Genomic DNA, 23,544 nt, shown 5'->3' on the forward strand with positions numbered 1-23,544 from the left:
GCGCGACAATTCACGGACCCGTTTCGATACCGGTATATGCGTCTTTGTTCCCGAGACTAGGCCTGCGTACATTGCCTTTGTGGGTTGTCGCTAGTCGAAAAATAACGAGTGCAGCGTAGCGACACCCAGCGCTAGGATTGAGCCGATAGTCAGTTGACCTAAGGCATGCAGGGGGCAATTCCAGAACTAAGTGCCATTATCGCAGAACAGATCGGCGCTGCTTTCAGGGGGCAGGATAGTTGGCGAAGTCTCTTTCTCAATGGCAATTGACAGTATTGCGATATGTAATGGGCATCGATTTGATGAGTCGATTGTTCTCACTTGGAATGCTGGTATGTTTCCTGGTCTATTCTTAATGGGGTTGTTTCTGTGCATCAACTCAGTATCTTTGTGATGCAATCAAGGGTTTTTTTCGGGCTTTCAGGCGTCATGATGATCTTGTTGTGGCTTCGTTGAATGCTGTTGGTGTCATTCTTAAATGGAATAAAGTCGTGAATAGGTTTCGCTTGTGAGTGAGATGGCTGTGGTGCAAAAATGAATCCAATCAAGGGGCGCTGGCGGTTGGCCGTCAAAAAGTCATCGCCGCGTCCGTTGAGTCTGATGATCGTTGAATAATTATTACTATTCCCGGCAACACGCTTTCTGGTTGAATGGGATCGTTTCGATGCCGATAGTGTCATCCGGATGCGGTTCGAGGGATTTCAGGAGAGTTTGCAATGTCGTACGTCACTAGCGTTCTGGAATCGATCAGCAATACTGATCCTCATCAACCCGAGTTTCTCCAGGCTGTCAGGGAAGTGCTTGAGTCCCTCGAGCCTTGCATCGACAAGCATCCCGAGTACAAGCGTGCACGCGTCCTTGAGCGCATCGTGGAACCGGAGCGCGTCATCATGTTCCGTGTGCCATGGGTGGATGACAAGGGCGATGTCCAGGTTAATCGCGGCTATCGGGTCGAGTTCAACAGCGCGATTGGCCCGTACAAAGGGGGGCTGCGCTTCCACCCGAGCGTCAATCTGTCGATCCTCAAGTTCCTCGGGTTCGAACAGGTGTTCAAGAATTCGCTGACCACTTTGCCGATGGGCGGAGGCAAGGGCGGTTCGAATTTCGATCCGAAGGGCAAGAGCGATCAGGAAGTCATGCGCTTCTGCCAGTCGTTCATGAGCGAACTGTATCGCCATATCGGCGCGCGTACCGACGTGCCGGCCGGCGATATCGGTGTCGGCGGTCGTGAAATCGGTTTCATGTTCGGTCAGTACAAGCGCTTGGCCAATGAATTTACGCCTGTATTGACGGGCAAGGGACGCAACTGGGGCGGTTCGCTGATTCGCCCGGAAGCGACGGGCTATGGCGCCGTCTATTTTGCCGAGGAAATGCTCAAGACGCGCAAGGATAGCGTGCGTGGCAAGGTGTGCTGTGTCTCCGGTTCGGGTAACGTCGCCCAGTTTACGACCGAAAAACTGAACCAGCTCGGTGCCAAGGTGGTGACACTGTCGGATTCCGAAGGAACGATTCATGATCCGAAGGGCATCGATCCGGACAAGCTTGCATTCATCATGGAACTCAAGAACGTTCGTCGCGGGCGGATCAAGGAGTATGCCGAGCGCTACGACTGCCTCTATCTTCCGGGGCAGCGGCCGTGGAGCATTCCCTGCGATGCAGCCTTCCCGTGCGCCACGCAGAACGAACTCGACGCCAACGATGCAGATACGCTGCTCAAGAATGGCTGCTTCGTGATTTCCGAAGGGGCGAATATGCCGTCCACTCCGGATGCGGTGGAGAAGTTCCTCAAGGCAGAAGTTCTTTATGGCCCAGGCAAGGCAGCCAATGCCGGCGGCGTGGCGACGTCGGGCCTGGAAATGAGCCAGAACTACATGGCTTTGTCATGGACGCGCGAAGAGGTCGACGCCAAGTTGCACGGCATCATGCAGTCGATTCACGAAACGGCACGCAAGGCCGCGCAGGATTACGGCTTTGCTGGGAACTATGTGATTGGCGCGAATATCGCCGGTTTCCGCAAGGTCGCTAACGCGATGCTTGACCAAGGGGTGGTCTGATCATCCCGGTTGATGTTGCCAAAAGCCCGCCAATACGGCGGGCTTTTTTGTGCCTGCTTGAATGTAGGCGCTAGTGCCGATAGAGGACCGCGCGTTGGCCGGGAGAGTCGGCGTGCAGAATCAGCTTGTCTTCGGTCGATAGTGCATTGGCATTGACAACCTGAATGACCGAACTCCATTCGGTGCTGTCTGGGACGAGTTCTGTCAGGCAATTACGCTCGGCAAGTAGCAAGCTTGGGTCGAAACGGTTGCCCTGCCGGGAACCGAAATAGGCCATGTAGAGAATATTCATCTCGACCATTTCGTTGAAGAAATGGGTGCCGAGGGAGAGGTCCGGGACGAGTCCCTCGTGCATCGAGTCGAGTTCGCAGAAAACCGATGCGGTGTTGATTTCGGCGAAGGACACCGGAATGCCCAGCGATGCCGTTCCGGTTCCCCAGCGTCCCGGACCGATCAGCATGATCTGTTTGCCAGTGGCGAGTTCCGGGTGCTGACAAATTTGCCCGATCAGTCGCGCGACATGATACCGATCGCGTTCTCCGAGCTTGCCGTAGGCTGAGGGAACGACATAGACGAGCCAGTCAAGTTTGATCGCGCGGCTGTGACCGACGACGCCACCGTTGGCGTTGAGCAAGATCTGGTCGTCGCCAATTTCCGGTAATGCTGCCAGTGCGGCGTCATCGGCCTTGACCTGAAGCGGGCGACACTGCAGGAGATTGATCCGGTAACTGCCATCTGGCTGAAAGTTGGCAGTGAATTCGATGTCAATTTCGGTCTTGTACGCGTCCCGCAGAGCGCCGAGGATTTGGCGAATGTCGTGGTTGAAGTAGGTGTTCGTGAGCAGATTGTCAAAGGTCAGAATCCAGCAGTTACCGGCTGCAACACCGCGTTCTTCGTAATAACGTTCCAGTTGTCTGTCCTTGACGGCGAAGGTGTCGATCGGGATGTCGTCGCAAAACGGATAGACATCGAGAAAGTGAGCGTTATCGAAGCGGTTCGTCGCCAGGTCAAGGAGATCGAGGCGGCGCTGCGTGTAGCGCCGAACTTCGTCGAAGCTGGCCTCGGGCCGAAGTTCCGGCGCATTGAGCGCAACAACCCGCGTGTAATCATCATCGGCCCGGTCGACGGCGCGCGTGCCGAGGCCGAAAACGATACGCATGACGCCGGCATTGGGGTCGATGCGTTGGTTCCAGGTGTAGGAGTTATAGGAGAATGCCACCCCGGCCATTTGCGGGAAGAAGTAGCGCCCGTGGGGCGCGCCGGAAACGCGCTGGACGAGCAGCGCCATTTGTTCGTCCTTGTCGAGAACGCCGCGCTTCCGGCGATAACTCAGTGCTTCGGCACTCATGGTGCTTGCATAGATGACGCGGACAGCGCTGAGAAATTCGGTGAGGCGGTCGGTCAGCGTTCCCTGGCTCGCGCAGAATACGCTTTCATATTTGCCGGCGAAGGCGTTGCCGAAGTTATCTTCGAGCAGACTGCTGGAGCGCACGATGATCGGCGACTGTCCGAAGTACTTCAGCATATCCTTGAAGCGTTCGACGAGTGTCGGCGGGAACTCTCCGGTCAGGATTTTTTCGCGCGTGCGATCGGCGCCATCGAGAATGTCATCGCCCCGCGTTTGCTCCATGCGATCCCACCAGCAGTCGTTTTCGATCAGGTAGGTGTAAAAGACGTCGGAGCCGATGTAAAACGAGTCGTGTGGTTCCAGCAGTTCCCAAGTGGCTGGCAGGCGCTTGCGCAGGATTGCTCTTGCCAGCAACATGCCAAGCGATTTGCCGCCGATCTGGCCTGAGCCAATCATGCGCTTCCATATCTGGATCAAATCGCCGAGGCTGAAGTACTTGCGAAAGAGCGCCTGAATCCTTTCTTCGCCTGAGATGGCCAGGCTGACGAGCTGATCGAGCATCACCGCCGCCTGTTCGACAGTGACGCTGCCGCGCCGCTGCGCGACCAGCATTTCCTCGGCGCGCATGAAGTGCTTGTCCCAGTCGCCGATCAACCGATAGCTGGCCGACGGCAAGCCTGGCCAGGAATGAGAATTGAGCACCTCGGTGATGTGGCCGCTTTCCTTGACCGGTGTGAAATGCTCGCCACGCCATTCATGCAACAGGAACAGGGTCGGGGAGAAGCGTTCTGAGACTTTCTGAGGCTGAATGTAGAGGCAGTCGCGCGCCCGGTGAATGTCGAGCAGAATCTGCGTCGTTTCGTTGATTGGTTGGGTCGCGTGGTAGCAATGATGATCACGCAGCACCGGGTAGTACGCAACCGAGTCCATTGCGTGCAGCAGATTTGCGGTCAGCTTGAAGAAATTGCCGACCATGCGGTCCGAGAAGCAGCCGGCATTGAGATCGGAAAGGAAATCGAAGAAATAGAGCCGTCCTTTTCCTGCTTCATAAATACGGGTGTGAATTTGCGTCATGAAACGCTCGAATCCCTGGCTGGGGTCGAGCACATCGACTTGAAGATTCGGCGCGCTTGAGATCGGCGGCCGATGTTGCGCAAATCTGAAATAGGTGATGCGTTCGGAATGGATAGCGGCGTGGTAGATGAGCGCGTCGATAAAAGGAATGAAGTCGCGGGTCTCATCGACTTGCCAGACGATATTGTCGCCGGGGCGAATTCCTTGCAGAACCTGGTCGAGTCCAGGAAGCCCGGTGCTGAAATCAGACATGAACGACTCCTGTGCTGAATCGATGGTTGAGTGTAGCAGTCTTTATCTTCGGTGGCGGCGGATAGAGGAAATGTCGTCGTATTCCTGAGCTTAGTCGCGCAGTGCTCGCGCCAGAACGACGACATCGACGGTTGCGGCGCCATGCAATTTGAGTACGCGCGCGCACTCGTTCAACGAAGCTCCTGTGGTCATTACGTCGTCAACGAGCAGTATGTGCTTGCCGCTCAGTTCTTCATTGCAGTGAAAGGCATTGCGGATATTGTTCTTGCGCGCAGACCAGGCAAGGTCAGCTTGGGCCGTGGTGTCGCGAATGCGTCGGCAAATGTTGCTGGCCAGCGGCTTCGCCAGTGTGCTGGCGATGGGGCGGGCGAGTTCGACTGCCTGATTGAATCCGCGTGTGGCGAGACGGTTTGGATGCAAGGGGAGCGGCACGATCATGTCGGCGCAAGAATCCTTCGTCCGGGCGGCAAGCTGGGCGCCGAAATAGGGGCCGAGCGCGAGCCTGTGTCCGTACTTGAAAGATTGCACGAGTTTGTCGATCGGAAAGTCGTAGCGAAACGCCGCCCGGGTGCTATCAAAGGATGGGGGCTCACGCAGGCACCGGCCGCAGATTTCGCCAGTGGGTGTCGGCAAGGCACAGACAGGACAGCTTTGCTTCGGGAGTTGCGGCAGATCATCGATGCAGTCGGCACAGAGCAGCGTCGGGGTGCTGGCCTCGCAAAGGAGGCAGTCCTGAAAAACGAAGAGCCCTGGTTGAGGATTTCCGAAGGCCTTGCGATTTTCGTTATCGGGTAGAATTCTCATTTCCGATCGTGTGTCCGGGAGTTGTTTCTCGTTTTCTCACGGTGGTTATTGTGCCTGCGCCGTGTGGGCATGTCTTTATTTTCGGCAGGTTCCTATGAATACGATTTCTCCCTCCGCTGTCGCCGCTGCCAAGGATGCTGCTGCTTCCAAGTGGACCGTTTCGAAGGTTGAAGCGCTCTATCAATTGCCGTTGATGGAGTTACTCTATCAGGCGCATCAGGTGCATCGCGCGAATTTCGATCCGAACGCGATCCAGCGTTCGGCGCTGATTTCGATCAAGACCGGCGGATGTTCGGAAGATTGCAGCTACTGTTCCCAGTCGGCGCGTTATCAGACGGATACCGATCGCGAAGCGCTGATGCAGGTCGAGGAAGTGCTTCAGGCGGCGAAGGACGCCAAGGCCAATGGCGCGACGCGCTTCTGCATGGGGGCCGCCTGGCGTGGTCCGAAGGAAAAGCAGATGGAAGTCGTCACCGAGATGATTCGCGAGGTCAAGGCGCTGGGCATGGAAACCTGCGTTACCCTTGGCATGCTCAAGGACGGGCAGGCCGAACAACTCAAGGCGGCAGGTCTCGATTACTACAACCATAACGTCGATACCGACGCCGATTTCTACGAAAAGGTCATTACGACGCATACCCACGCTGATCGTCTGGATACCATTTCGATGGTGCGCAATGCCGGGATCAAGGTGTGTTCCGGTGGCATCCTCGGTATGGGCGAGTCGCGTCGTAACCGCGCGGCGATGGTGGCGCAGCTTGCCAATCTGAATCCGGCGCCGGATTCGGTGCCGATCAACAATCTGGTGGCGATTCCGGGGACGCCGCTGGCGGCTTCCGAGAAACTCGACAATTTTGAGTTCGTTCGGACGATCGCCGCTGCGCGCATCACGATGCCGAAGAGCTATATCCGCCTTTCCGCGGGCCGCGAGTCGATGTCGGAGGAATTGCAGGCGATGTGCTTTTTTGCTGGGGCCAACTCGATTTTCTATTGCGAGAAGTTACTGACGACGATGAACGCCGGCACCAATCGTGATGTGGCGATGTTCGAGAAGCTTGGGCTGAAGGCGATCTGATCGCTCGCAATGGAAACGTCGCGTTTGCTCGTCGATTCGCGCCAGGTACGGCGTAATTTCGCCCGCGCGGCGGGGCGCTACGACGCATCGGCGATTCTTGCGCAGGAAGTCAATCGCCGCATGTTGGCGCGGCTCGATTATGTGAAGATCGCGCCGCACCGAATTCTCGACCTCGGTTGTGGTACCGGCGGTAGCCTGACAGCGCTTGGCGAGCGATACCGCGATGCGACGGTGCTCGGTGCAGATGCTTGCGAGGCGATGCTGGCGCAGGCGCATGGCGAGAAAAGTCGTTTGCGGCGCTTGATGCCTTTCCTGCGTGGCGCACGTGCGCCGTTGCTGGCGGCGGATGCCCAATACTTGCCATTCGCATCCGGTGTGTTCGGGTTCCTGTGGTCGAATATGATGCTGCAGTGGCTGCCAGATCCTCTGGCGGCGTTCCGTGAGATGCATCGTGTGCTCGAGGTCGGTGGGCTGCTGATGTTTTCGACGCTGGGTCCGGATACGCTGAAGGAATTGCGCGCCTCGTTTGTCGATAGGGATGCGCACGTGCAGTTTTTTGCCGATATGCATGACCTCGGTGACATGCTGGTCGAGTGCGGTTTTTCGGATCCCGTCATGGATGTCGAACGACTGACTTTGACCTATGCCGATTTTGACGATTTATTGCGCGACTTGCGGCATACCGGCGCGACCTGCGCGTTGCCGGATCGCCGGCGCGGTCTGATGACTCGCCATATGCTCGGTGCGGTACAGACGAGGTATGAGTCCTGGCGCCAGGAGGGTCGTTTGCCGGCGACGATCGAGGTGGTGTACGGGCATGCCTGGAAAGCCCCCGCGCGGACAACCGCGGATGGTCGCGACATCGTTCGCTTCGATCCGAAGGCGCGATTTCGTCCGGGGGGCTGAAGCTGTTATCATTTCCCGCTCAACTTCTTTCGATTATTCAATTTGTTGCGGGAAAACATCATGTTGCAGAAACTCGCTTCCTTCGCCGGCGTTCAGGGGCCGCTTGTCACGATCGTCATGGACGGTTATGGCTTGGCCAAATCGGAAACAGGCAGTGCTATCGCTGCCGCGCGCAAACCGACGCTCGACCGTCTGTTCGCCAACTATCCGAACATCTCTCTGCGTGCTCACGGAACCGCCGTCGGAATGCCCTCCGACGAAGATATGGGAAATTCCGAGGTCGGCCACAATGCGATTGGCGCCGGTCAGGTATACAGCCAAGGCGCCGCGCTGGTGGCCGATGCAATCGCGTCCGGCGCTATCTGGGCGGGTGAGGCCTGGCAACAGATCGTTGCCGGCGCCAAGTCCGGGACGCTTCATTTCATCGGTCTGTTTTCCGACGGAAACGTGCACAGTCATATCGACCATCTGAAGGCAATGGTGGCGCGTGCCAAGCAGGAGGGGGTCAAGACGGTACGTGTGCATGCACTGCTCGACGGGCGGGATGTGCCGGAAACCAGCGCGCTCGACTATACCGTGCCGTTCGAAGCCTTCTTGCAGGAATTGAGTACGGACGGGTTCGATGCCCGGATCGCCTCGGGCGGCGGGCGAATGAACATCACGATGGATCGCTACGACGCCAACTGGAGCATGGTCGAAAAAGGCTGGCATACGCATGTGCTCGGCGAAGGCGATCAGTTCGCCAGTGCGACCGAGGCCGTCAATGCCTTGCGCGAGCGTTTTCCCGGAACCATCGATCAGGATTTGCCGCCTTTTGTCGTCGCGCGCGACGGAAAGCCGGTCGGAACGATCGAAGATGGCGATGCGGTGGTCTTGTTCAACTTCCGCGGCGATCGCTCGATCGAGATTACGCGGGCCTTCGAGGAACTCGCTTTCGACAAGTTCGATCGCGTGCGCGCCCCCAGGGTCACCTATGCCGGTATGCTCCAATATGACGGGGACCTGAAGCTGCCGCAACGCTTCCTCGTCAATCCGCCGGCGATTACTGATACTTCGGGCGAATGGTTCTCGAAGTCGGGGGTGGCCCAGTTCGCCTGCTCGGAGACGCAGAAGTTCGGGCATGTGACCTACTTCTGGAACGGCAACCGCTCCGGCAAGTTCGATGGTGAAACCTATCAGGAGGTGCCGAGCGATGTCGTGCCGTTCGAACAGCGGCCGTGGATGAAGTCGGCCGAAATTGCCGATGCCATGATCGCGGCGCTGCAGAGTGGCAAGTACAAGACCCTGCGCTGCAACTTTGCCAACGGCGACATGGTCGGTCACACCGGTAATTTCCGTGCGGCGACGATGGCCGTCGAAGCGGTCGATCTGGCGCTGGCGCGCTTGTTGCCGGTGATCGATGCCATGGGTGGCATTGCCCTGATCACGGCCGATCATGGCAATGCCGACGAGATGTACGAACTCGACAAGAAAACCAAGCTGCCGGCGCAGAACAAGGACGGCTCGTTCAAGGCCAAAACGGCCCACACCTTGAATCCGGTGCCGCTTGTCCTTTATGACAACGTGTCAGGCGGAAAACTCGGCCTGAAAGCGCTCGCCGGTGCAGGGCTCTCCAATATTGCTGCGACGACGGCCAACCTGCTTGGCTTCGAGAAGCATGCCAAGTGGGACGAAAGCCTGCTCGAGATCAAGTAAGCAGATATGACGTAACAAAAAAGGAAGAGCAGGCTTGGCCTGCTCTTCCTTTTTCCGAGGACCGAAAACGAGGCTCAGCCCGTAATGTAGTTTTCGAGCTGGGTAATGACGAATTGCTGCTCGTTGAGGATTTCCTTGATAATGTCGCCAATCGACACGATGCCGAGCACGCCGCCTTCACGATCAAGAACGGGAAGATGCCGGATGTGTTTTTCCGTCATGATGGCCATGCAGTCCTCGATCGACTGTTCGGTCGTGACGCTGATTACCTTGTCGCTCATGACTTCGCTGACAGCCGTGTTGCGCGATGCTTTCCCTTGCAGGATGACCTTTCGCGCATAGTCGCGTTCGGAAAAAACGCCTTTCAGTTGCGTGCCGTCAAGGACCAGCAGAGCGCCGACATCGACTTCCGCCATGATTTCCAACGCCCGCAGCACGGACTGGTCAGGCGTGACAAAAGCCAAGCGCTTGTTTTTCGATTCGATCAGCTGTTTGAGTGTTCTCATGGCGCGCTCCCCTTTAGGTCAATAACATCCACTATCCACGCAAGCCGGCAATGTAGTCGGCCAGTGACTTGATCTGCTTGTCGGAAAGTTTGTCTGCGATGGTTCGCATCATCCTCTCCGGATCATTGGAGCGTTCTTCGCTGCGAAAGTTCTTGAGTTGTGTTTCCGTGTATTCTGCGTGCTGTCCCGCGAGGCGCGGATATTGCACTGGAAGACCGGCGCCGGCCGGCCCGTGGCAGCCGGCGCAGGCCGGAATGCCTTTGTCAGGATCGCCGCGCCGCCAGAGGATCTTGCCCGCGGCGACCAGTTTGGGGTCGGTTGCCTTGGCAGGTTTGACTTTCTGTTGAGAAAAATAGCTGGCGAGTCCGCGCATGTCGTCGGCGCTGAGCGTGGCCGTCATGCCGAGCATGACGGCGTTATTACGAATCTGGGGCTTGCCGTCTGCCGATTTGAATTCGGTTAATTGTTTGAGCAGGTATTCGCGATGCTGTCCGGCAAGAATCGGGTTGGCCGGGATCGTGCTGTTGCCGTCGGCCGAATGGCAGGCGACGCAGATGGTTTCAGCCGTGCTCTTGGCCTTGGCGAGGTCGGGAGTGCCGGGCTGTGCCGCATACAGGCTTGTGCTGAGCGAGATCAGGAGGGCGAATGCCGAATTGCGAATCATGAAAATAACTCCAGTGTGGGGTCTGTGTCAGAGAAGCCATGCCGCAAAGCTGATATTCTATAGCACTTTAGCACAGCGCTCTTGCGCCTTACGGTGGTGTTGCCATGTCTCTTTTCCGCAAGGCGGTGTTTCATACCACCGTCGCCAATCTGCATGATCTCCCCGGTGATTCGATATGCGAAGTGGCTTTTGCCGGGCGTTCGAATGCAGGGAAGTCCTCGGCGATCAATGCACTCGCCAATCATACGCGCTTGGCATTTGTATCGAAAACGCCCGGACGCACTCAGCATCTCAATTATTTCACGCTGGATGCGGGCAAGTACTTTGTCGATCTTCCGGGTTACGGCTTTGCCAAGGCACCCGAGGAAATCAGGGCGCAATGGGAGGGCTTGCTGGCGCCCTATTTGAGTTATCGCCTGCCGTTGGCGGGGCTGGTGTTGATCATGGATTGCCGCCATCCGCTGACCGATCTCGATCTGCAGATGCTCGAATGGTTCGCGCAGACCGGCAAGCCGATTCATGTGTTGCTATCCAAATCGGACAAATTGACCCGGCAGGAACAGGCGAATGTCTTGCGCGAGGTGGAGAGTGCCTTGTCGCGGATCAGCGAGCGCTGCACGCTGCAACTCTTCTCCAGTCTCAAACGGACGGGCATCGACGAGGCCGAGCGCGTACTGGCAAATTGGTTGGACATGCCGCTCAAGGACGAGGTCTTGCCGCCGACGGGCTTGCGGACAGAGAAAGTGGCTCGGGCGAGAAATCGTAAGGCCATGGGTTGGAGTGCGCGATCCGCCGTCAAAAAGTCCGATAATAAAAAGCCCCCGGCAAAGGGATGAGCCGGGGGCCAAATGCCTTACCTAGATGCAAGGCACCCGCTCAGGGAGATGAAGCGGGAGACAGCGCAAGCTATCTGTGGTTTAAGAGTGTATCGCGGCGATGAAGTTCCCCGGGAGGGAGAAATCTTTGTTCGCGCGAGTGATCGATTCAATTGAGGTGAGAGAGACGATGAATTTCAATGCCAGTTTTCCGGGGACACGCATGCGCCGGATGCGCCGCGATGATTTCTCGCGGCGTTTGATGCGGGAGTCGGTGCTGACGACCAACGATCTGATTTATCCGGTCTTCGTGCTGGAAGGGGAAGGGCGTGTCGAGTCGGTGGCATCGATGCCCGGCGTCGAGCGCCAAAGTCTCGACAAACTTATGGAAACCGCGGAACGTGCCGTGGCCCTGGGGATTCCCGCGCTCGCGCTGTTTCCGGTGATCGATGCATCGCTCAAAACGCCAGGGGCGGAAGAAGCATGGAATCCGGCAGGGCTGGTTCCCCGCGTCGTGGCAGCACTGAAACAGGCGTTTCCGACCCTCGGCATCATTACTGATGTCGCGCTGGATCCGTACACCAGCCATGGGCAAGACGGGCTGATCGATCCCGCGGATCCGTGCGCTTATGTGTTGAACGATGAAACCCTCGATGCCCTGGTGAAGCAGGCGCTCACTCACGCGGCAGCGGGAGCGGACGTCGTGGCGCCGTCGGATATGATGGATGGCCGGATCGGGAGAATCCGGTCCGCACTAGACGCCGCCGGACAAATTCATACCCGAGTTCTTGCCTATTCGGCCAAGTATGCCTCGAGTTTTTACGGTCCTTTCCGCGATGCGGTCGGGTCGTCAGGGAATCTTGGCAAAGGCAACAAGTACACCTATCAGATGGATCCTGCCAACACCGACGAGGCGTTGCGCGAAGTGGCGCTGGATCTGGCCGAGGGGGCCGACATGGTGATGGTTAAGCCGGGCTTGCCGTATCTCGATATCGTGCGGCGCGTCAAAGATGAGTTCCGCGTGCCGACCTATGCTTATCAGGTGAGCGGCGAATATGCGATGCTCAAAGCGGCTGCCCGGAATGGTTGGCTCGACGAACGCGCCTGTGTGCTGGAGGCGCTTCTGGCGTTCAAGCGGGCCGGCGCCGACGGTATCCTGACGTATTTCGCGCTTGACGTTGCCGAGTGGCTCGGGGCCGAGGGGCGGTAGGCTATTTGCCGAGCAGTCCCTGCAGTCCCGTGAAGATGGCGGCGGCGGTTGTCGCTGCCGCCGTCAGCGAACTCCCCAGATTGTGGAATTTCCTTGCAACGGCCTCGACTCTTTCCGTTTTGTCCGCACCTTGTGACAGGACGCGGGCGAGCGCGAGGGCGACACCGAGCGAGCGTAGCGTTTCTTCTTGTCGTCTCCGGCGCAGCATCTGCCCCAGGATCATGCCGGTCAGGTAACTCAGCGCAATGCTGGCGGCGTAGGTGATGAACTCTCTCCATTCGCGCAGGTCTTGCGGGAGAACCGGAACGCGATCGACCCAGGCGGTGAGCGAACTCATCGCCAGAACGGCGGCGCTTGCCAAGAGGCAGGAAGAGACTACCGCCAGCAAAGCGGGATAGCGCCGGCGTGCAAATAACAGTGCCCCGAACGGCAGCGGTATGACGAGTGAGACGACGCGCAGGTATACGGTGTTGAGGTCATAGAGAATGACGATCAAGCCGTGTGCCGCGATCAGTAGAACGAGTGGTGTGATCCAGTTCAACAGCCAGTTTTGACTCGAGGGCGTCGCATCAAATCCCTGAGGTTCGACTGTCGAAGAGGGGGCGACGAGTGCCGTATCGAGCGACGGAGCGGTCTGCAGGGCGTCAAGTTGCGAGAGGCGTTCTTCGTGCGCCGTTAACTGCTTCTCCAGTGCATCGATACGCGAGAGTAGCGGCTTGAACAAGTAAAGATCGCGCCGGCAGATCGGGCAAACCAGCGCATCGTCATGAATGTCGCTGATGCAGTACGGGCAGCGCACGGCTTATTTGACTACGTTCAGGTTAATGATGCTGCTGGTTTCGCGTCCCTCGCTGTCCTGAACAACGACGCGGATCTGGTGCTCGCCGGCGGGAACCTCTGCGCTCGACAGTTCTATGCCACGTTCGCTCAATCCGGGCTTGACACGCTCGAGCAGATCGACCGCCGGTGTTCTCAAATAGGTCATCCTGACCGAGGCGGGGTCGATCCTGGCGCCGCCACGGGCTTCAAAGGCAATGTGGAGTTTGAACGGCGATGCAATCTTTTCTATTGACGGGTCGGGAGCGATGACCTTGATTGCCGGGCCGCGAGTGATCGATCGGGTGGCGATTGCCTTGGCGGCAGGTAGTTGGGCTTCCGCGTCGTTAATCAGCGTTGCGGCATTGGCCCCGGAGTTCAGGGAAACCATGCTGGCCGTTACGATCAGCAGTGTTATCGCGCGCATCATGATCCTTTCTTCGGTCGCGTGGCGTCAGCGGACGGTCGGCCGCTCTCGCAAGCCATTGGCATCCGGATCGCACTCATGTCTCGAGCATTATAGGGCGAACTCGCCGATGCCTGGTATGACGAAGATGCAGGCGTAAGGGGAGCCTGCGCCGTTCGTTGTCCTAACGCTCGGAAGCGAACAAGTGTCCCGACAAAGCCTTCAGCGGTGCGGTGAGTAGCGATTGCCAGTGAGTGCTGCGGCTTTCGATGGCACGGAAGAAAAACGCTCCTGCCAGCACCGCGCTTGCCCAGGTGCCAATCGTCCATGACAAGACGATGCCTGGAGAAACCGGTGTGAGCTGAGAAAATAGCGCGTTGGCGAGCAGAATCAGCGGGAAATGGATCAGGAATACCGAGTACGAAATTTTTCCGAGCCAACCGAGCAGGCGAAAATTTGGCCAGCGCGACAGTAGGCCAGTGCACTGACCGAGGCCGAGCGACAGCGCGGTGACGAGGGCGATGAGGATGCGCGAACGGAAATCGATCGCCAGGGCCATCGTGACGATGAGTGCCATGCCGGCGAGCCAGAAGAATCGCCGGTTTTGTTGGCTCATCCAGAACGTCAGGGCGCCGAGACCATAGGCGCCGAAGAAATAGATCGCCCAATTATCCCAGTCTGCATTGCGGTTGAAGTGAAAAAGTGAAGCAACAACCCAGGTGCCGACGAGAAGCAGTGCGACAGCGCTCTGCCGATGGGTAGCAGTGGAACGTGCTAGCCACAGCAGTCCGAGCAACAAGGCGAACAACTGAAAATCGATGGCGATGTACCAGACTCCGGCGGAAAGGGAGTCAAAACCGAGAATGCCATGCAGCAGTGTTGCGTGCGCAGCGAGTTGCGACAAGGTCGGACGGTCGGGAATCGCGTCGTCGACGAGCAGGTTCCGGGCGATGGCGGATGCGACGACGCAAAAGAGAACTGCCGAGAAGAAAGGAATTACCAGTTTGAAATAGCGCTTCTTGATTTGTTGCAGCGGGTTCGCGATCTGCAGGATGCCGTTCGGGGCGAGCGAGTTGGCCGCAAGAAATCCCCCGATGACCAGAAAAACCTGAACGGCGATGCGTGCGTCGCTCTCGAGCCAGCCGAAAATGTCGGGGATGACACGATGCGTGGCTTCCGATAGCGGGCCGTAGAGTGCCAGGTGATGAAGCAGGATCAGTTGCGAGGCGACGGCCTTGAACGCGTCGATAAAGGGGAGACGCGGACTGGATTTTTGCATTCGGTGTTCTGCAGTCCGGTGTTTTCCGGGCGCTAATGAATGGACTAAACTGCGGATTTTACACCGATTCTTCGTGTCTCGCGAGTGTGTGCAAGATTAGGCGCCGCGTTGGCTCAAGCAGGCAAGCAACAGCATCGGCCATTGTTGTGGCCAGTGAGCCGCCGGTTCGCGTGAAAAGCCGCTCTTGGCGTATTGCTGCCAGCGGCCGACAACGAAACACAACAACAAATTGGCCAGCGCGCCAAAGTCGGCGTCAGCGGCGAGTTGATGTTGCGTGGCGGCAACGCGCAGGGCCTGTTTAAGCGCCGCTTCGATTTTGTCGTGCAGGAGATTGATGCGCGCCTGCAGGCGCTCGTTCTCGTTGACCAACGCATCGCCGGTCAGCACCCGAGTCATGCCGCGGTTGCGTTGGGCGAAATTGAGCAGCAGGGCAAGGATATGTTCGACTTGTTGGAGCCCTTGCTGTTCTTCCCCTGCGATCTGATTGATGACGCCGAACAGACTGGTTTCGATGAATTCGATCAGGCCTTCGAACATTTGCGCTTTGCTGGCGAAATGCCGGTACAACGCCGCTTCCGAACACTCCAGGCGCGCCGCCAAAGCCGCTGTTGTGATCTTTTCCCCTTTCGGGTTTTCCAGCATTTCTGCCAGCGTTTGCAGTATCTGCAATCGTCTTTCGCCTGATTTGGCCATGATCTGTGTGTTCAGATAGAGGGTTTTTCGGCGGAGCTTGTGGGGGATTCGCGTTATCCTTTGGTGGCGGTCTGGCAATGCCTATGGACGAGCGGTGCGGTGGGGGGATTATAGCTGCCCAAGTCGTCTCGGCAAAAGGGCTACGGTACGAATCTGGACGTCGGCATCGGGGTTGTGGCGAGTGCTGGTGCTTACCCACACGGTTTTCATGCGCAATTTGCGGGCAGTCCGGAGATTTTCGCGTGAGTCTTCGACCATGATGCAGCGGCGTGGATCAAGTCGCTCGTGGCGAAGCAAGTGAAGAAATCCGGAGCGCGCCGGTTTTGGGCGATAGCGCAGGCGTTCGATCGAATAGATTGCCGAGAAGCATCTCCGAATGCCCAATATCTCGAGTATGGCGTCAATGTAATGGCGCGGTGCGTTGGAAAACAGGATTTTATTGCCCGGAAGTTGCCTGAGCATTGCTTTCAACGCCGGCGGTGCGACGACCATTCGTTCCAGTTCGGGGAAGTGATGCGTTTGTTTGAGGAAATGGTCCGGGTCGATGTCGTGATGGCGCATCAGGCCGATCAGGGTGGCGCCGTAGCGCGACCAGTAGTGCTGGCGCAATTGCGTTGCCGCCGCGTCATCGAGGTCCAGGTGCTCGCACATGTACGCTTTCATGGCAGCGCCAAGTTGCGGAAAAATGTGTGCGCTGGCGTCGTGCAGCGTATTGTCGAGATCGAACAGCCAGGTGGTTTTCGCCAGTCGGCGAGATCTCTCAGCGATCTCGCCGCGGCCCTCGCAGTGCCCGTGAGGCACGGCTCAATCCGAATTGATCAGTGTGCCGAACCCGTGGCTGGTGAGAATCTCGAGCAATAGGGCGTGCTCAACCCGGCCGTCGATGATGTGCACGCTCTTGACACCGTTCTGCGCGGCGTCAAGGGCCGAGCTGATTTTCGGCAGCATGCCGCCGTGCAGTGTCCCGTCAGCAACCATCGCATCGATTTGCGTCGGCGTCACATTGGTGATGACCTTGCCAGCCTTGTCCAGGACGCCCGGCGTGTTGGTGAGCAGCACCAGTTTTTCAGCCTTCAGGGTTTCAGCGACCTTGCCGGCGACGACGTCTGCATTGATGTTGTAGGTTTCGCCATTTTCGCCAACACCGATCGGTGCGATGACGGGAATGAAGGCGCCGCTCTCGAGATAGCTGATCAGTGTCGTGTCGACCGAAGTAATGTCGCCGACGAGTCCGATGTCGATCTGGTGCGTCGGATCATCGCGATCCTGCAGGAAGAGCTTCTGCGCCAGGATCATGCGCCCGTCCTTGCCGGTAAGCCCGACCGCCCGACCGCCGGCTTGGTTGATTAGGTTGACGACATCCTTGTTGACCTGCCCGCCGAGCACCATTTCGACGATTTCCATCGTTTCCGTATCGGTGACCCGCATGCCTTGGATGAACTCGCCCTTTTTGCCGACCCGGGTCAGCATGTTTTCGATCTGCGGTCCGCCGCCATGTACGACGACGACATTGATACCGACCAGTTTGAGCAGCACGACGTCACGCGCGAAGCATTGCTTGAGTTGTTCGTCGATCATGGCGTTCCCGCCAAACTTGACGACGATGGTCTTGCCGTGAAAACGCTTGATATAGGGCAAAGCTTCGGCCAGTACGGCGGCTTCCTGGTTCGGGGCAAGTGATGATGAAGTCATGGTCACGATTCCTGTTGCGGTACGGAGTGAAGAGGAAGCGATTCTACGCGGCGCTGCTGCAAATAAAAAGCCGGGCCGCAGTGTTTGGACCGCTAGGTGGCGAGCTTTTCCGGAAGTTGCAATATCGCCTCCCGGTTGGTCCAGGAGAAGCATTGCTCGGCCGCATCGCGCCACGGACGCCAGCAGTAGGCGAGGTGCTCGTCGGGGGCGATGCGTATCGCCTGCGTCCCCGGGACCAGAAGCGAGAAAACGTGCTCGACATTTTGGGTGACGCCAGGCGCATAGCGGTGGCGCCATTCGGCAAAAATCTCGAAAGTGTTGCTGATCCCCCAGTCGCTGATATCGGCCGGCGAAACGATAATGCCAGTCTCTTCGGCGACTTCGCGGCAGGCTGTTTCAATCAGCGTCTCGCCTTCTTCCTGGCTGCCCGTGACCGACTGCCAGTAGCCCGGATGGCCTGCCCGCTCAAGCAGCAGCACATCAAGCGCCGGCGTGTGGATGACGACGAGTACGGAGATCGGGCGTTTGAACGGAGGCATGATCAGGCAGCAGCATCCTGAAGATAAAAGATCCTGAAGGCGATGCCGCGTTTGTTCCACGCGTCAACAGCGCAGGAGAGTACCTCGTTGAGTGCGGCAAGGCTGGTTGGCATCGCTTTGAGGGCGTCGCTCTCACTGAGTACGATGATGTAGCCTGGCGCCGGGTGCCAGGAAAGGTCGGTAAGGCAATCGAGCAGCGCGTCAAGGTTGCCGCCGAACCACTCGGGGAAAGCGAGGTCCCGCTGCATCGCCTTGATGAAGCCGGGGACATTGCGTGCCCGACTCAGATCGACGACGAAGAATGCCTGCCCCAATTCGGTTGCGGCGGCTTTCAGGGCGGGAAGGTCGTTGCGATTCAGGCGGAAGATTCCGGCCGGTGAAGAGGTCTGGGTCATGGCTCTCGAATCCAGACAAAACTGCGGTAGTGGTCGTGGCTGTAATAGTACTCGTCGCAAGTGGCGGCGCTGCCGGTTCTTCCAGTGCCCGCGATGATGCGTCGGGCGCCGCGATCCCGGCTGCCGGGTGTCGGGACGGTAAATTCCTGGTAGTAGCCGCGTGCCCGTGCCGGGAGTCGCTTCTCGAAATTGCCGAAAACGCTGCCATCTTTGTCGGGATACGGGAACGGGCCGCCGCGACGGATGCGTTCCAGCGTTTGCGCCGCTTCAGGTGGGAGTTCGGATAGCGCGGCGCGGACGACGGCGGTGCCGGGAGCCGCTTCGCGTGAGTGTGCCGGCGCAAAAAAGCCGCACAACCCGGCCAGCGCGAATAACAGCGCGATCCGGAGGTGTGCGGCGAGGCGTGCCACGGCGCGCCTAGGCTTTGACTTGCGGCTCGACCTTCTGACGCAGGCGAATGTGCAACTCACGCAATTGCTTTTCGTCCACTTCGCTCGGCGCGTCGGTCAGTAGGCATTGAGCCCGTTGCGTCTTCGGGAACGCGATGACGTCGCGAATCGATTCGGCGCCGGTCATCATGGTGACAATGCGGTCTAGGCCGAAGGCGATGCCACCGTGCGGTGGCGCACCATACTTGAGCGCGTCGAGCAGGAAGCCGAACTTGATCTTGGCTTCCTCTTCGTCGATGCCGAGGGCCGAGAACACTTGTTCCTGAACGTCGGCGCGGTGGATACGGACCGATCCGCCGCCCATTTCCCAGCCATTGACGGCAAGGTCGTATGCCTTGGCCAGACATTTGCCGGGATCGGTTGCGAGCAGGCCGACGTGTTCGTCCTTGGGGCTCGTGAAGGGGTGGTGGCACGCGGCCCAGCGCTTGTTTTCCTCGTCGTATTCGAACATCGGGAAGTCGACGACCCACAGCGGTTCCCAGGCGCTGCCGTTGACGAAGCCCTTTTCGTGGCCGATCTTGATACGCAAGGCGCCGAGCGCATCGTTGACGACCTTGGCCTTGTCCGCGCAGAAGAAGATCAGGTCGCCGCTTTGGGCGCCGGTGCGCTCGATGATCGCCTTCAGCGCCGCTTCATTGAGGTTCTTGACGATCGGCGACTGGAGGCCGCTTTCGTTGATCTGGGTAACGTCGTTGACCTTGATGTAGGCCAGGCCCTTGGCGCCGTAAATGCCCACGAAACTTGCGTAAGCGTCGATCTCACCGCGGGTCAGGCTGTTTCCGCCGGGGATGCGCAAAGCAGCGACGCGGCCATTCTCACTGTTGGCGACGTTGGCGAAGACCTTGAACGGCACATCCTTGACCGCATCGGTGACTTCGGTGAGTTCAAGCGTGACACGCAGGTCCGGCTTGTCCGAACCATAGCGCTGCATGGCTTCCGAGTAGGAAATGCGCGGGAACGGGTTGGGCAGGTCGACGTCGATCGCTTCCTTGAAGACGGTCCGGATCAGATTTTCCATGATGCCGGTGATCTCGGCCTCGTTGAGGAACGAAGTCTCGATATCGACCTGGGTGAATTCCGGTTGGCGGTCGGCGCGCAGGTCCTCGTCACGGAAGCACTTGGTGATCTGGTAATAACGGTCAAAGCCGGCAATCATCAGCAACTGCTTGAAAAGCTGGGGCGACTGCGGGAGCGCGAAAAACTGGCCGGCATTGACGCGCGACGGGACAAGGTAATCGCGTGCGCCTTCGGGCGTGCTCTTGGTCAGCATCGGCGTTTCGATGTCGATGAAACCGGCATTGTCGAGATAGCGCCGGAAAGCCATCGCCGTCTTGTAGCGAAGCATCATGTTCTTCTGCATCTGCGGGCGACGCAGGTCGAGAACGCGGTGCTGCAGTCGGACGTTTTCCGAAAGATTCTCGTCGTCGAGTTGGAACGGCGGCGTGACCGACGGGTTGAGCACCTCGATATTCTGGCAGAGGATTTCAACTTCACCGCTGGCGATGTTGGCATTCGTCGAACCGGCCGGACGTGCCCGGACCTTGCCGACAATTTTCAAGCAGAATTCGTTGCGGATCGACTCGGCGACCTTGAACATCTCCGGGCGGTCGGGGTCGCAAACGACTTGAGCAAGACCTTCACGGTCGCGCAGATCGATGAAGATGACGCCGCCGTGGTCACGGCGCCGATGCGCCCAGCCGCACAGGGTGACTTCCTGTCCGATGGTTTGTGAAGAGAGTTGTCCGCAGTAATGGGTTCGCATGCTGGTTCAGTGTCGGAAAGAGAAAAGGGAATGGCAAAGACGCGATTGTCACCTGATTCGTGGGGTCGGAGCAACGACGCCCATCGAAATGATGTATTTGAGTGCTTCATCGACGTCCATGTCGAGTTCGATGACGTCGCTTCGGCGCATCATCAGGAAGAAACCGGAGGTCGGGTTAGGGGTGGTGGGAACATAGACGCTGATGTAGTCGCCGGTCAGGTGGTTGGCGACATCGCCACCGGGGGTTCCGGTCAGAAAACCGATCGTCCAGGAATCATGATGCGGATAGCGGACCAGCAAGGCCTTGCGGAAAGCTTCGCCCGAGGACGAAAACAGCGTGTCCGAGACTTGCTTGACTGCTCCGTAGATTTTATTGACGACCGGAATTCGGTTCAGCAGGCTTTCCCACCAGCGGACAAGTCGTTGGCCGATGAAATTGGCCGCCAGCACGCCGGTAATGAAAATGACGAGTAATGTGACAGCGATGCCGATGCCGGGGATGTCGTAGCCAAGCAGCGCGTGAGGACGCAGCGACTCCGGCAACAAAAGCAGGGTTCGATCCGCGGTGCCGGCGATTAGCGAAACCACCCAGGTGGTGATCGCGACTGGCACCCAGATCAGTAGTCCGGTGATGAAATAACGCCGGATCAGTTGCTTGCGCACGCCTCGGCTCCCGGGCAGCTTTGGCAGGCAGGCGCGGGCTCCTTCTTGGCCGGTTTGCCCGATCCTTTGAAGTCGGTCGCATACCAGCCTTGCCCTTTGAGTTGGAATCCAGCCGCAGTCAGCTGTCGCTTATAGGTGTCCTGGTTGCACTCAGGGCATTCCGTCAGCACCGGATCCGACATTTTCTGCAAATGGTCCTTTTCAAATCCGCATGAATCGCAACGATAGGCGTAAATCGGCATGATGAGTCTCTTAAACTGCAAAACGGTTGATTATACCCGAAACGCGATTTCCGTTCGGGAGGTTCGCCGTGCCAAGATGGGGCTTATCGCCTTGGATTCAAGAGATTAGATCATGCGCAGATACGCTTGCGTGAGCATCTTCCCCCAGATGAGGGCGATCAGGCCTGCGGTGGCGAGATACGGGCCGAAGGGGATGGGAACCTGACGGCCTCGCCTGGCCAGTACGATCAGCGCGACGCCGACGATCGCGCCGACCAACGATGACAAGAGAATGATCAGCGGCAGCATTTGCCAGCCGAGCCAGGCACCAAGCGCGGCCAGTAGCTTGAAGTCGCCATAGCCCATGCCTTCTTTGCCGGTCACAAGCTTGAAGGCCCAGTAGACGGACCACAGGGCGAGATAGCCCGCCATGGCGCCGATGACTGCAGAGGGAAGGTCGGTAAATGTGCCGCTCAGGTTAAAGCCGAGACCTGCCCACAGCAAAGGCAGCGTGATCGAGTCTGGTAGAAGTTGGGTTTCTGCATCGATGAAAGTGAGCGCGATCAGACTCCAGCACAGCAGCAGGGCGCCAGCGAGTGCCCAGCCGAAGCCGAAGTAGGCCGCGGCAGATGCCGAAATGATGCCTGTAATTGCCTCGACGAGCGGGTAGCGGGGCGAAATCGGCGCGTTGCAGCCTGCGCATTTGCCGCCTAGAAACACCCAGCTCAGGAGCGGGATGTTTTCGAGCGCGCTGATCGCATGGCCGCACTGCGGGCAGCGCGAACGCGGCGAAACGAGGGAGACGGACTCGTTGGTGGGCACGGGTTCTCCCCTGAATTCGGCGCACTGGCATAGCCATTCGTGTTCCATCATCTTGGGCAGGCGATGAATCACGACATTGAGGAAGCTACCGACGAGCAGACCCAGCAGTGCGCTGCTTGTTACCAACACCCAGGGAATCGCGAGCAATGTTGCCAGAGGCTGGAGATCCATCAAACGACTCCGCCGATTTTGAAGATTGGCAGGTACATGGCGACCACCATGCCGCCGATGAGCGTTCCCAGTATGACCATGATCATGGGCTCCATTAGGCTCGAGAGCGCGTCGACGGCATCATCGACTTCCGCCTCGAAAAAATCGGCGACCTTGCTTAGCATCGAGTCGAGCGATCCGGACTCTTCGCCGATGGCCACCATCTGCACGACCATGTTGGGGAAGAGTTGCGTGTTTTGCATGGCCGAGGTCAGACTGATGCCGGTGCTGACCTCTCCCTGGATTTGTCGCGTCGCGATCTTGTACACGTAATTGCCGGCTGCTCCGCCGACCGAGTCCAGCGATTCGACCAGGGGAACCCCCGCGGCAAACATCGTCGAGAGCGTCCGGGTCCAGCGTGCGATGACGGATTTGCGGATGATGTCGCCAAAGACAGGCAATCGCAGGAATATTCTGTCGAGTGCGATCTGCATGGCTTCCGAACGTTGCCACGTGTAGAAAAAGGCGAAGAGGCCGCCGCCGATCGAACCGAAGATCGCCCACCAGTAGCTGACGAAGTAATCCGACAAGGCGATGACAAATAGCGTCGGAGCCGGCAGGTCGGCGCCGAAGCTCTTGAATACATCCTTGAACGCCGGAATGACGAAGATCATGATGACGGCAGTAATGATGAAGGCGACGATGAGGACTGCTATTGGGTAGAACATTGCCGACTTTATCTTCGATTTGATCGCAATCATCTTTTCCTTGTACGTGGCCAGACGGTCAAGGAGCGTTTCCAGAATGCCGGCCTGTTCTCCGGCGGCCACGAGATTGCAGTAAAGCGCGTCGAAAAGCAGAGGGAACTTGCGAAAAGCTTGCGAGAGCGAGCTGCCTGTTTCGACGTCGGTCTTGATGTCGAGCAGAAGCTTGCCGACCGCGGGGTTGTCATGTCCGCGCCCGACGATGTCGAAGGTCTGCAACAAGGGGACGCCGGATTTCATCATCGTTGCCAATTGTCGGGTAAACAGCGACACGTCCTTTTCGGTGACTTTCCCGCCGCGACGAAAGCGCTGGCGCGAAATGCGGGTGACAAGGATGCCCTGGCGCCGCAGCGTCGCGTTGACGACGGTTTCGCTGGGGGCCTGGATTTCGCCGCGAACTTCCTTTCCGGCCTTGTTCTTTCCGACCCAAAGGAAAGTACTTTCCTTGAGTTCCGGCGGTTTTCTGGAGGGTCTCGATGCGGTTGCCATA

Annotated in this window: 24 protein-coding genes; 6 read left to right on the top strand and 18 right to left on the bottom strand. The window is 58.2% G+C overall.

Annotated elements, in window-relative coordinates:
- The first annotated feature begins 716 nt into the window (after window positions 1–716).
- Window positions 717–2,054 (top strand): NADP-specific glutamate dehydrogenase, encoded by a 1,338-nt coding sequence (gdhA, locus tag BLR25_RS15205; RefSeq protein ID WP_091938750.1) that lies wholly within the window; start codon window positions 717–719, stop codon window positions 2,052–2,054.
- A 70-nt stretch (window positions 2,055–2,124) separates the two neighbouring features.
- On the opposite strand, the gene BLR25_RS15210 is transcribed toward gdhA, so the two are convergent.
- The gene (locus BLR25_RS15210) at window positions 2,125–4,728 is read right to left on the bottom strand and encodes a PEP/pyruvate-binding domain-containing protein (protein ID WP_091938751.1); all 2,604 of its coding nucleotides are present in this window, start codon (window positions 4,726–4,728) and stop codon (window positions 2,125–2,127) included.
- Between the two features lie 90 nt (window positions 4,729–4,818).
- On the bottom strand, window positions 4,819–5,532 hold the full coding sequence (locus BLR25_RS15215) for a ComFC family protein (RefSeq protein ID WP_091938752.1): 714 nt from the start codon (window positions 5,530–5,532) through the stop codon (window positions 4,819–4,821).
- A 94-nt stretch (window positions 5,533–5,626) separates the two neighbouring features.
- Here BLR25_RS15215 and bioB point away from each other — a divergent pair, with 94 nt between their 5' ends.
- From bioB to gpmI, 3 genes are read left to right on the top strand one after another with little or no spacing between them, the layout of a single operon-like run.
- Entirely contained in the window at window positions 5,627–6,607 is a 981-nt protein-coding gene (gene bioB / locus BLR25_RS15220; RefSeq protein WP_091938753.1) for a biotin synthase BioB, read from the top strand.
- Window positions 6,608–6,616: 9 nt separating this feature from the next.
- Entirely contained in the window at window positions 6,617–7,513 is an 897-nt protein-coding gene (gene bioC / locus BLR25_RS15225) for a malonyl-ACP O-methyltransferase BioC (RefSeq protein WP_091938754.1), read from the top strand.
- Between the two features lie 60 nt (window positions 7,514–7,573).
- Window positions 7,574–9,208 (top strand): 2,3-bisphosphoglycerate-independent phosphoglycerate mutase, encoded by a 1,635-nt coding sequence (gene gpmI / locus BLR25_RS15230; protein WP_091938787.1) that lies wholly within the window; start codon window positions 7,574–7,576, stop codon window positions 9,206–9,208.
- A 74-nt stretch (window positions 9,209–9,282) separates the two neighbouring features.
- Here the strand turns inward: gpmI and BLR25_RS15235 are convergent, their stop codons facing one another.
- Window positions 9,283–9,714, bottom strand: a complete 432-nt coding sequence (locus tag BLR25_RS15235) for a CBS domain-containing protein (protein WP_091938755.1) — start codon at window positions 9,712–9,714, stop codon at window positions 9,283–9,285.
- A 31-nt stretch (window positions 9,715–9,745) separates the two neighbouring features.
- Window positions 9,746–10,378 carry a c-type cytochrome gene (locus BLR25_RS15240; protein ID WP_091938756.1) on the bottom strand — a complete coding sequence of 211 codons (633 nt, stop codon included), beginning with the start codon at window positions 10,376–10,378 and terminating at the stop codon, window positions 9,746–9,748.
- 104 nt (window positions 10,379–10,482) lie between these two features.
- Between BLR25_RS15240 and yihA the strand changes: the two genes are divergently transcribed.
- Both yihA and hemB read left to right on the top strand, forming a co-directional pair.
- The gene (gene yihA / locus BLR25_RS15245) at window positions 10,483–11,214 is read left to right on the top strand and encodes a ribosome biogenesis GTP-binding protein YihA/YsxC (protein ID WP_091938757.1); all 732 of its coding nucleotides are present in this window, start codon (window positions 10,483–10,485) and stop codon (window positions 11,212–11,214) included.
- A gap of 169 nt (window positions 11,215–11,383) precedes the next feature.
- Entirely contained in the window at window positions 11,384–12,403 is a 1,020-nt protein-coding gene (hemB, locus tag BLR25_RS15250; protein WP_091938758.1) for a porphobilinogen synthase, read from the top strand.
- A 1-nt stretch (window position 12,404) separates the two neighbouring features.
- Here the strand turns inward: hemB and BLR25_RS15255 are convergent, their stop codons facing one another.
- The 14 genes from BLR25_RS15255 to BLR25_RS15320 all read right to left on the bottom strand — a co-directional run bounded on the left by BLR25_RS15255 (window position 12,405) and on the right by BLR25_RS15320 (window position 23,543).
- On the bottom strand, window positions 12,405–13,202 hold the full coding sequence (locus BLR25_RS15255) for a hypothetical protein (RefSeq protein ID WP_091938759.1): 798 nt from the start codon (window positions 13,200–13,202) through the stop codon (window positions 12,405–12,407).
- Window positions 13,203–13,205: 3 nt separating this feature from the next.
- Window positions 13,206–13,649, bottom strand: coding sequence for a hypothetical protein (locus BLR25_RS15260; protein WP_091938760.1), 444 nt, complete (start codon window positions 13,647–13,649; stop codon window positions 13,206–13,208).
- A gap of 160 nt (window positions 13,650–13,809) precedes the next feature.
- Window positions 13,810–14,904, bottom strand: a complete 1,095-nt coding sequence (locus tag BLR25_RS15265) for an acyltransferase family protein (RefSeq protein WP_091938761.1) — start codon at window positions 14,902–14,904, stop codon at window positions 13,810–13,812.
- A gap of 96 nt (window positions 14,905–15,000) precedes the next feature.
- Entirely contained in the window at window positions 15,001–15,597 is a 597-nt protein-coding gene (gene slmA / locus BLR25_RS15270; protein ID WP_091938762.1) for a nucleoid occlusion factor SlmA, read from the bottom strand.
- Between the two features lie 108 nt (window positions 15,598–15,705).
- Window positions 15,706–16,398 carry a pyrimidine 5'-nucleotidase gene (locus tag BLR25_RS15275; RefSeq protein ID WP_245715582.1) on the bottom strand — a complete coding sequence of 231 codons (693 nt, stop codon included), beginning with the start codon at window positions 16,396–16,398 and terminating at the stop codon, window positions 15,706–15,708.
- A gap of 3 nt (window positions 16,399–16,401) precedes the next feature.
- The gene (argB, locus tag BLR25_RS15280; protein ID WP_091938763.1) at window positions 16,402–17,289 is read right to left on the bottom strand and encodes an acetylglutamate kinase; all 888 of its coding nucleotides are present in this window, start codon (window positions 17,287–17,289) and stop codon (window positions 16,402–16,404) included.
- 92 nt (window positions 17,290–17,381) lie between these two features.
- Window positions 17,382–17,828 (bottom strand): dihydroneopterin triphosphate diphosphatase, encoded by a 447-nt coding sequence (nudB, locus tag BLR25_RS15285; RefSeq protein ID WP_091938764.1) that lies wholly within the window; start codon window positions 17,826–17,828, stop codon window positions 17,382–17,384.
- Between the two features lie 2 nt (window positions 17,829–17,830).
- Window positions 17,831–18,223, bottom strand: a complete 393-nt coding sequence (locus BLR25_RS15290; RefSeq protein ID WP_091938765.1) for a barstar family protein — start codon at window positions 18,221–18,223, stop codon at window positions 17,831–17,833.
- Complete coding sequence (locus BLR25_RS15295; RefSeq protein WP_091938766.1) at window positions 18,220–18,633, bottom strand: guanyl-specific ribonuclease; 414 nt, start codon at window positions 18,631–18,633, stop codon at window positions 18,220–18,222. Before BLR25_RS15295 ends, BLR25_RS15290 begins: the two co-directional genes overlap by 4 nt.
- 7 nt (window positions 18,634–18,640) lie before the next feature.
- Window positions 18,641–20,434, bottom strand: a complete 1,794-nt coding sequence (gene aspS, locus BLR25_RS15300) for an aspartate--tRNA ligase (protein ID WP_091938767.1) — start codon at window positions 20,432–20,434, stop codon at window positions 18,641–18,643.
- A 48-nt stretch (window positions 20,435–20,482) separates the two neighbouring features.
- Window positions 20,483–21,082, bottom strand: a complete 600-nt coding sequence (locus BLR25_RS15305; protein ID WP_091938789.1) for a DUF502 domain-containing protein — start codon at window positions 21,080–21,082, stop codon at window positions 20,483–20,485.
- Window positions 21,082–21,339, bottom strand: coding sequence for an FmdB family zinc ribbon protein (locus tag BLR25_RS15310; protein WP_091938768.1), 258 nt, complete (start codon window positions 21,337–21,339; stop codon window positions 21,082–21,084). The genes BLR25_RS15305 and BLR25_RS15310 overlap by 1 nt, the downstream gene beginning before the upstream one ends.
- 105 nt (window positions 21,340–21,444) lie before the next feature.
- The gene (locus tag BLR25_RS15315; RefSeq protein WP_091938769.1) at window positions 21,445–22,311 is read right to left on the bottom strand and encodes a prepilin peptidase; all 867 of its coding nucleotides are present in this window, start codon (window positions 22,309–22,311) and stop codon (window positions 21,445–21,447) included.
- Complete coding sequence (locus BLR25_RS15320) at window positions 22,311–23,543, bottom strand: type II secretion system F family protein (RefSeq protein ID WP_091938770.1); 1,233 nt, start codon at window positions 23,541–23,543, stop codon at window positions 22,311–22,313. The genes BLR25_RS15315 and BLR25_RS15320 overlap by 1 nt, the downstream gene beginning before the upstream one ends.
- Between the last annotated feature and the right edge of the window lies 1 nt (window position 23,544).

Origin of the sequence: Propionivibrio dicarboxylicus (assembly GCF_900099695.1) — a bacterium.
Taxonomy (GTDB): Bacteria; Pseudomonadota; Gammaproteobacteria; order Burkholderiales; family Rhodocyclaceae; genus Propionivibrio; species Propionivibrio dicarboxylicus.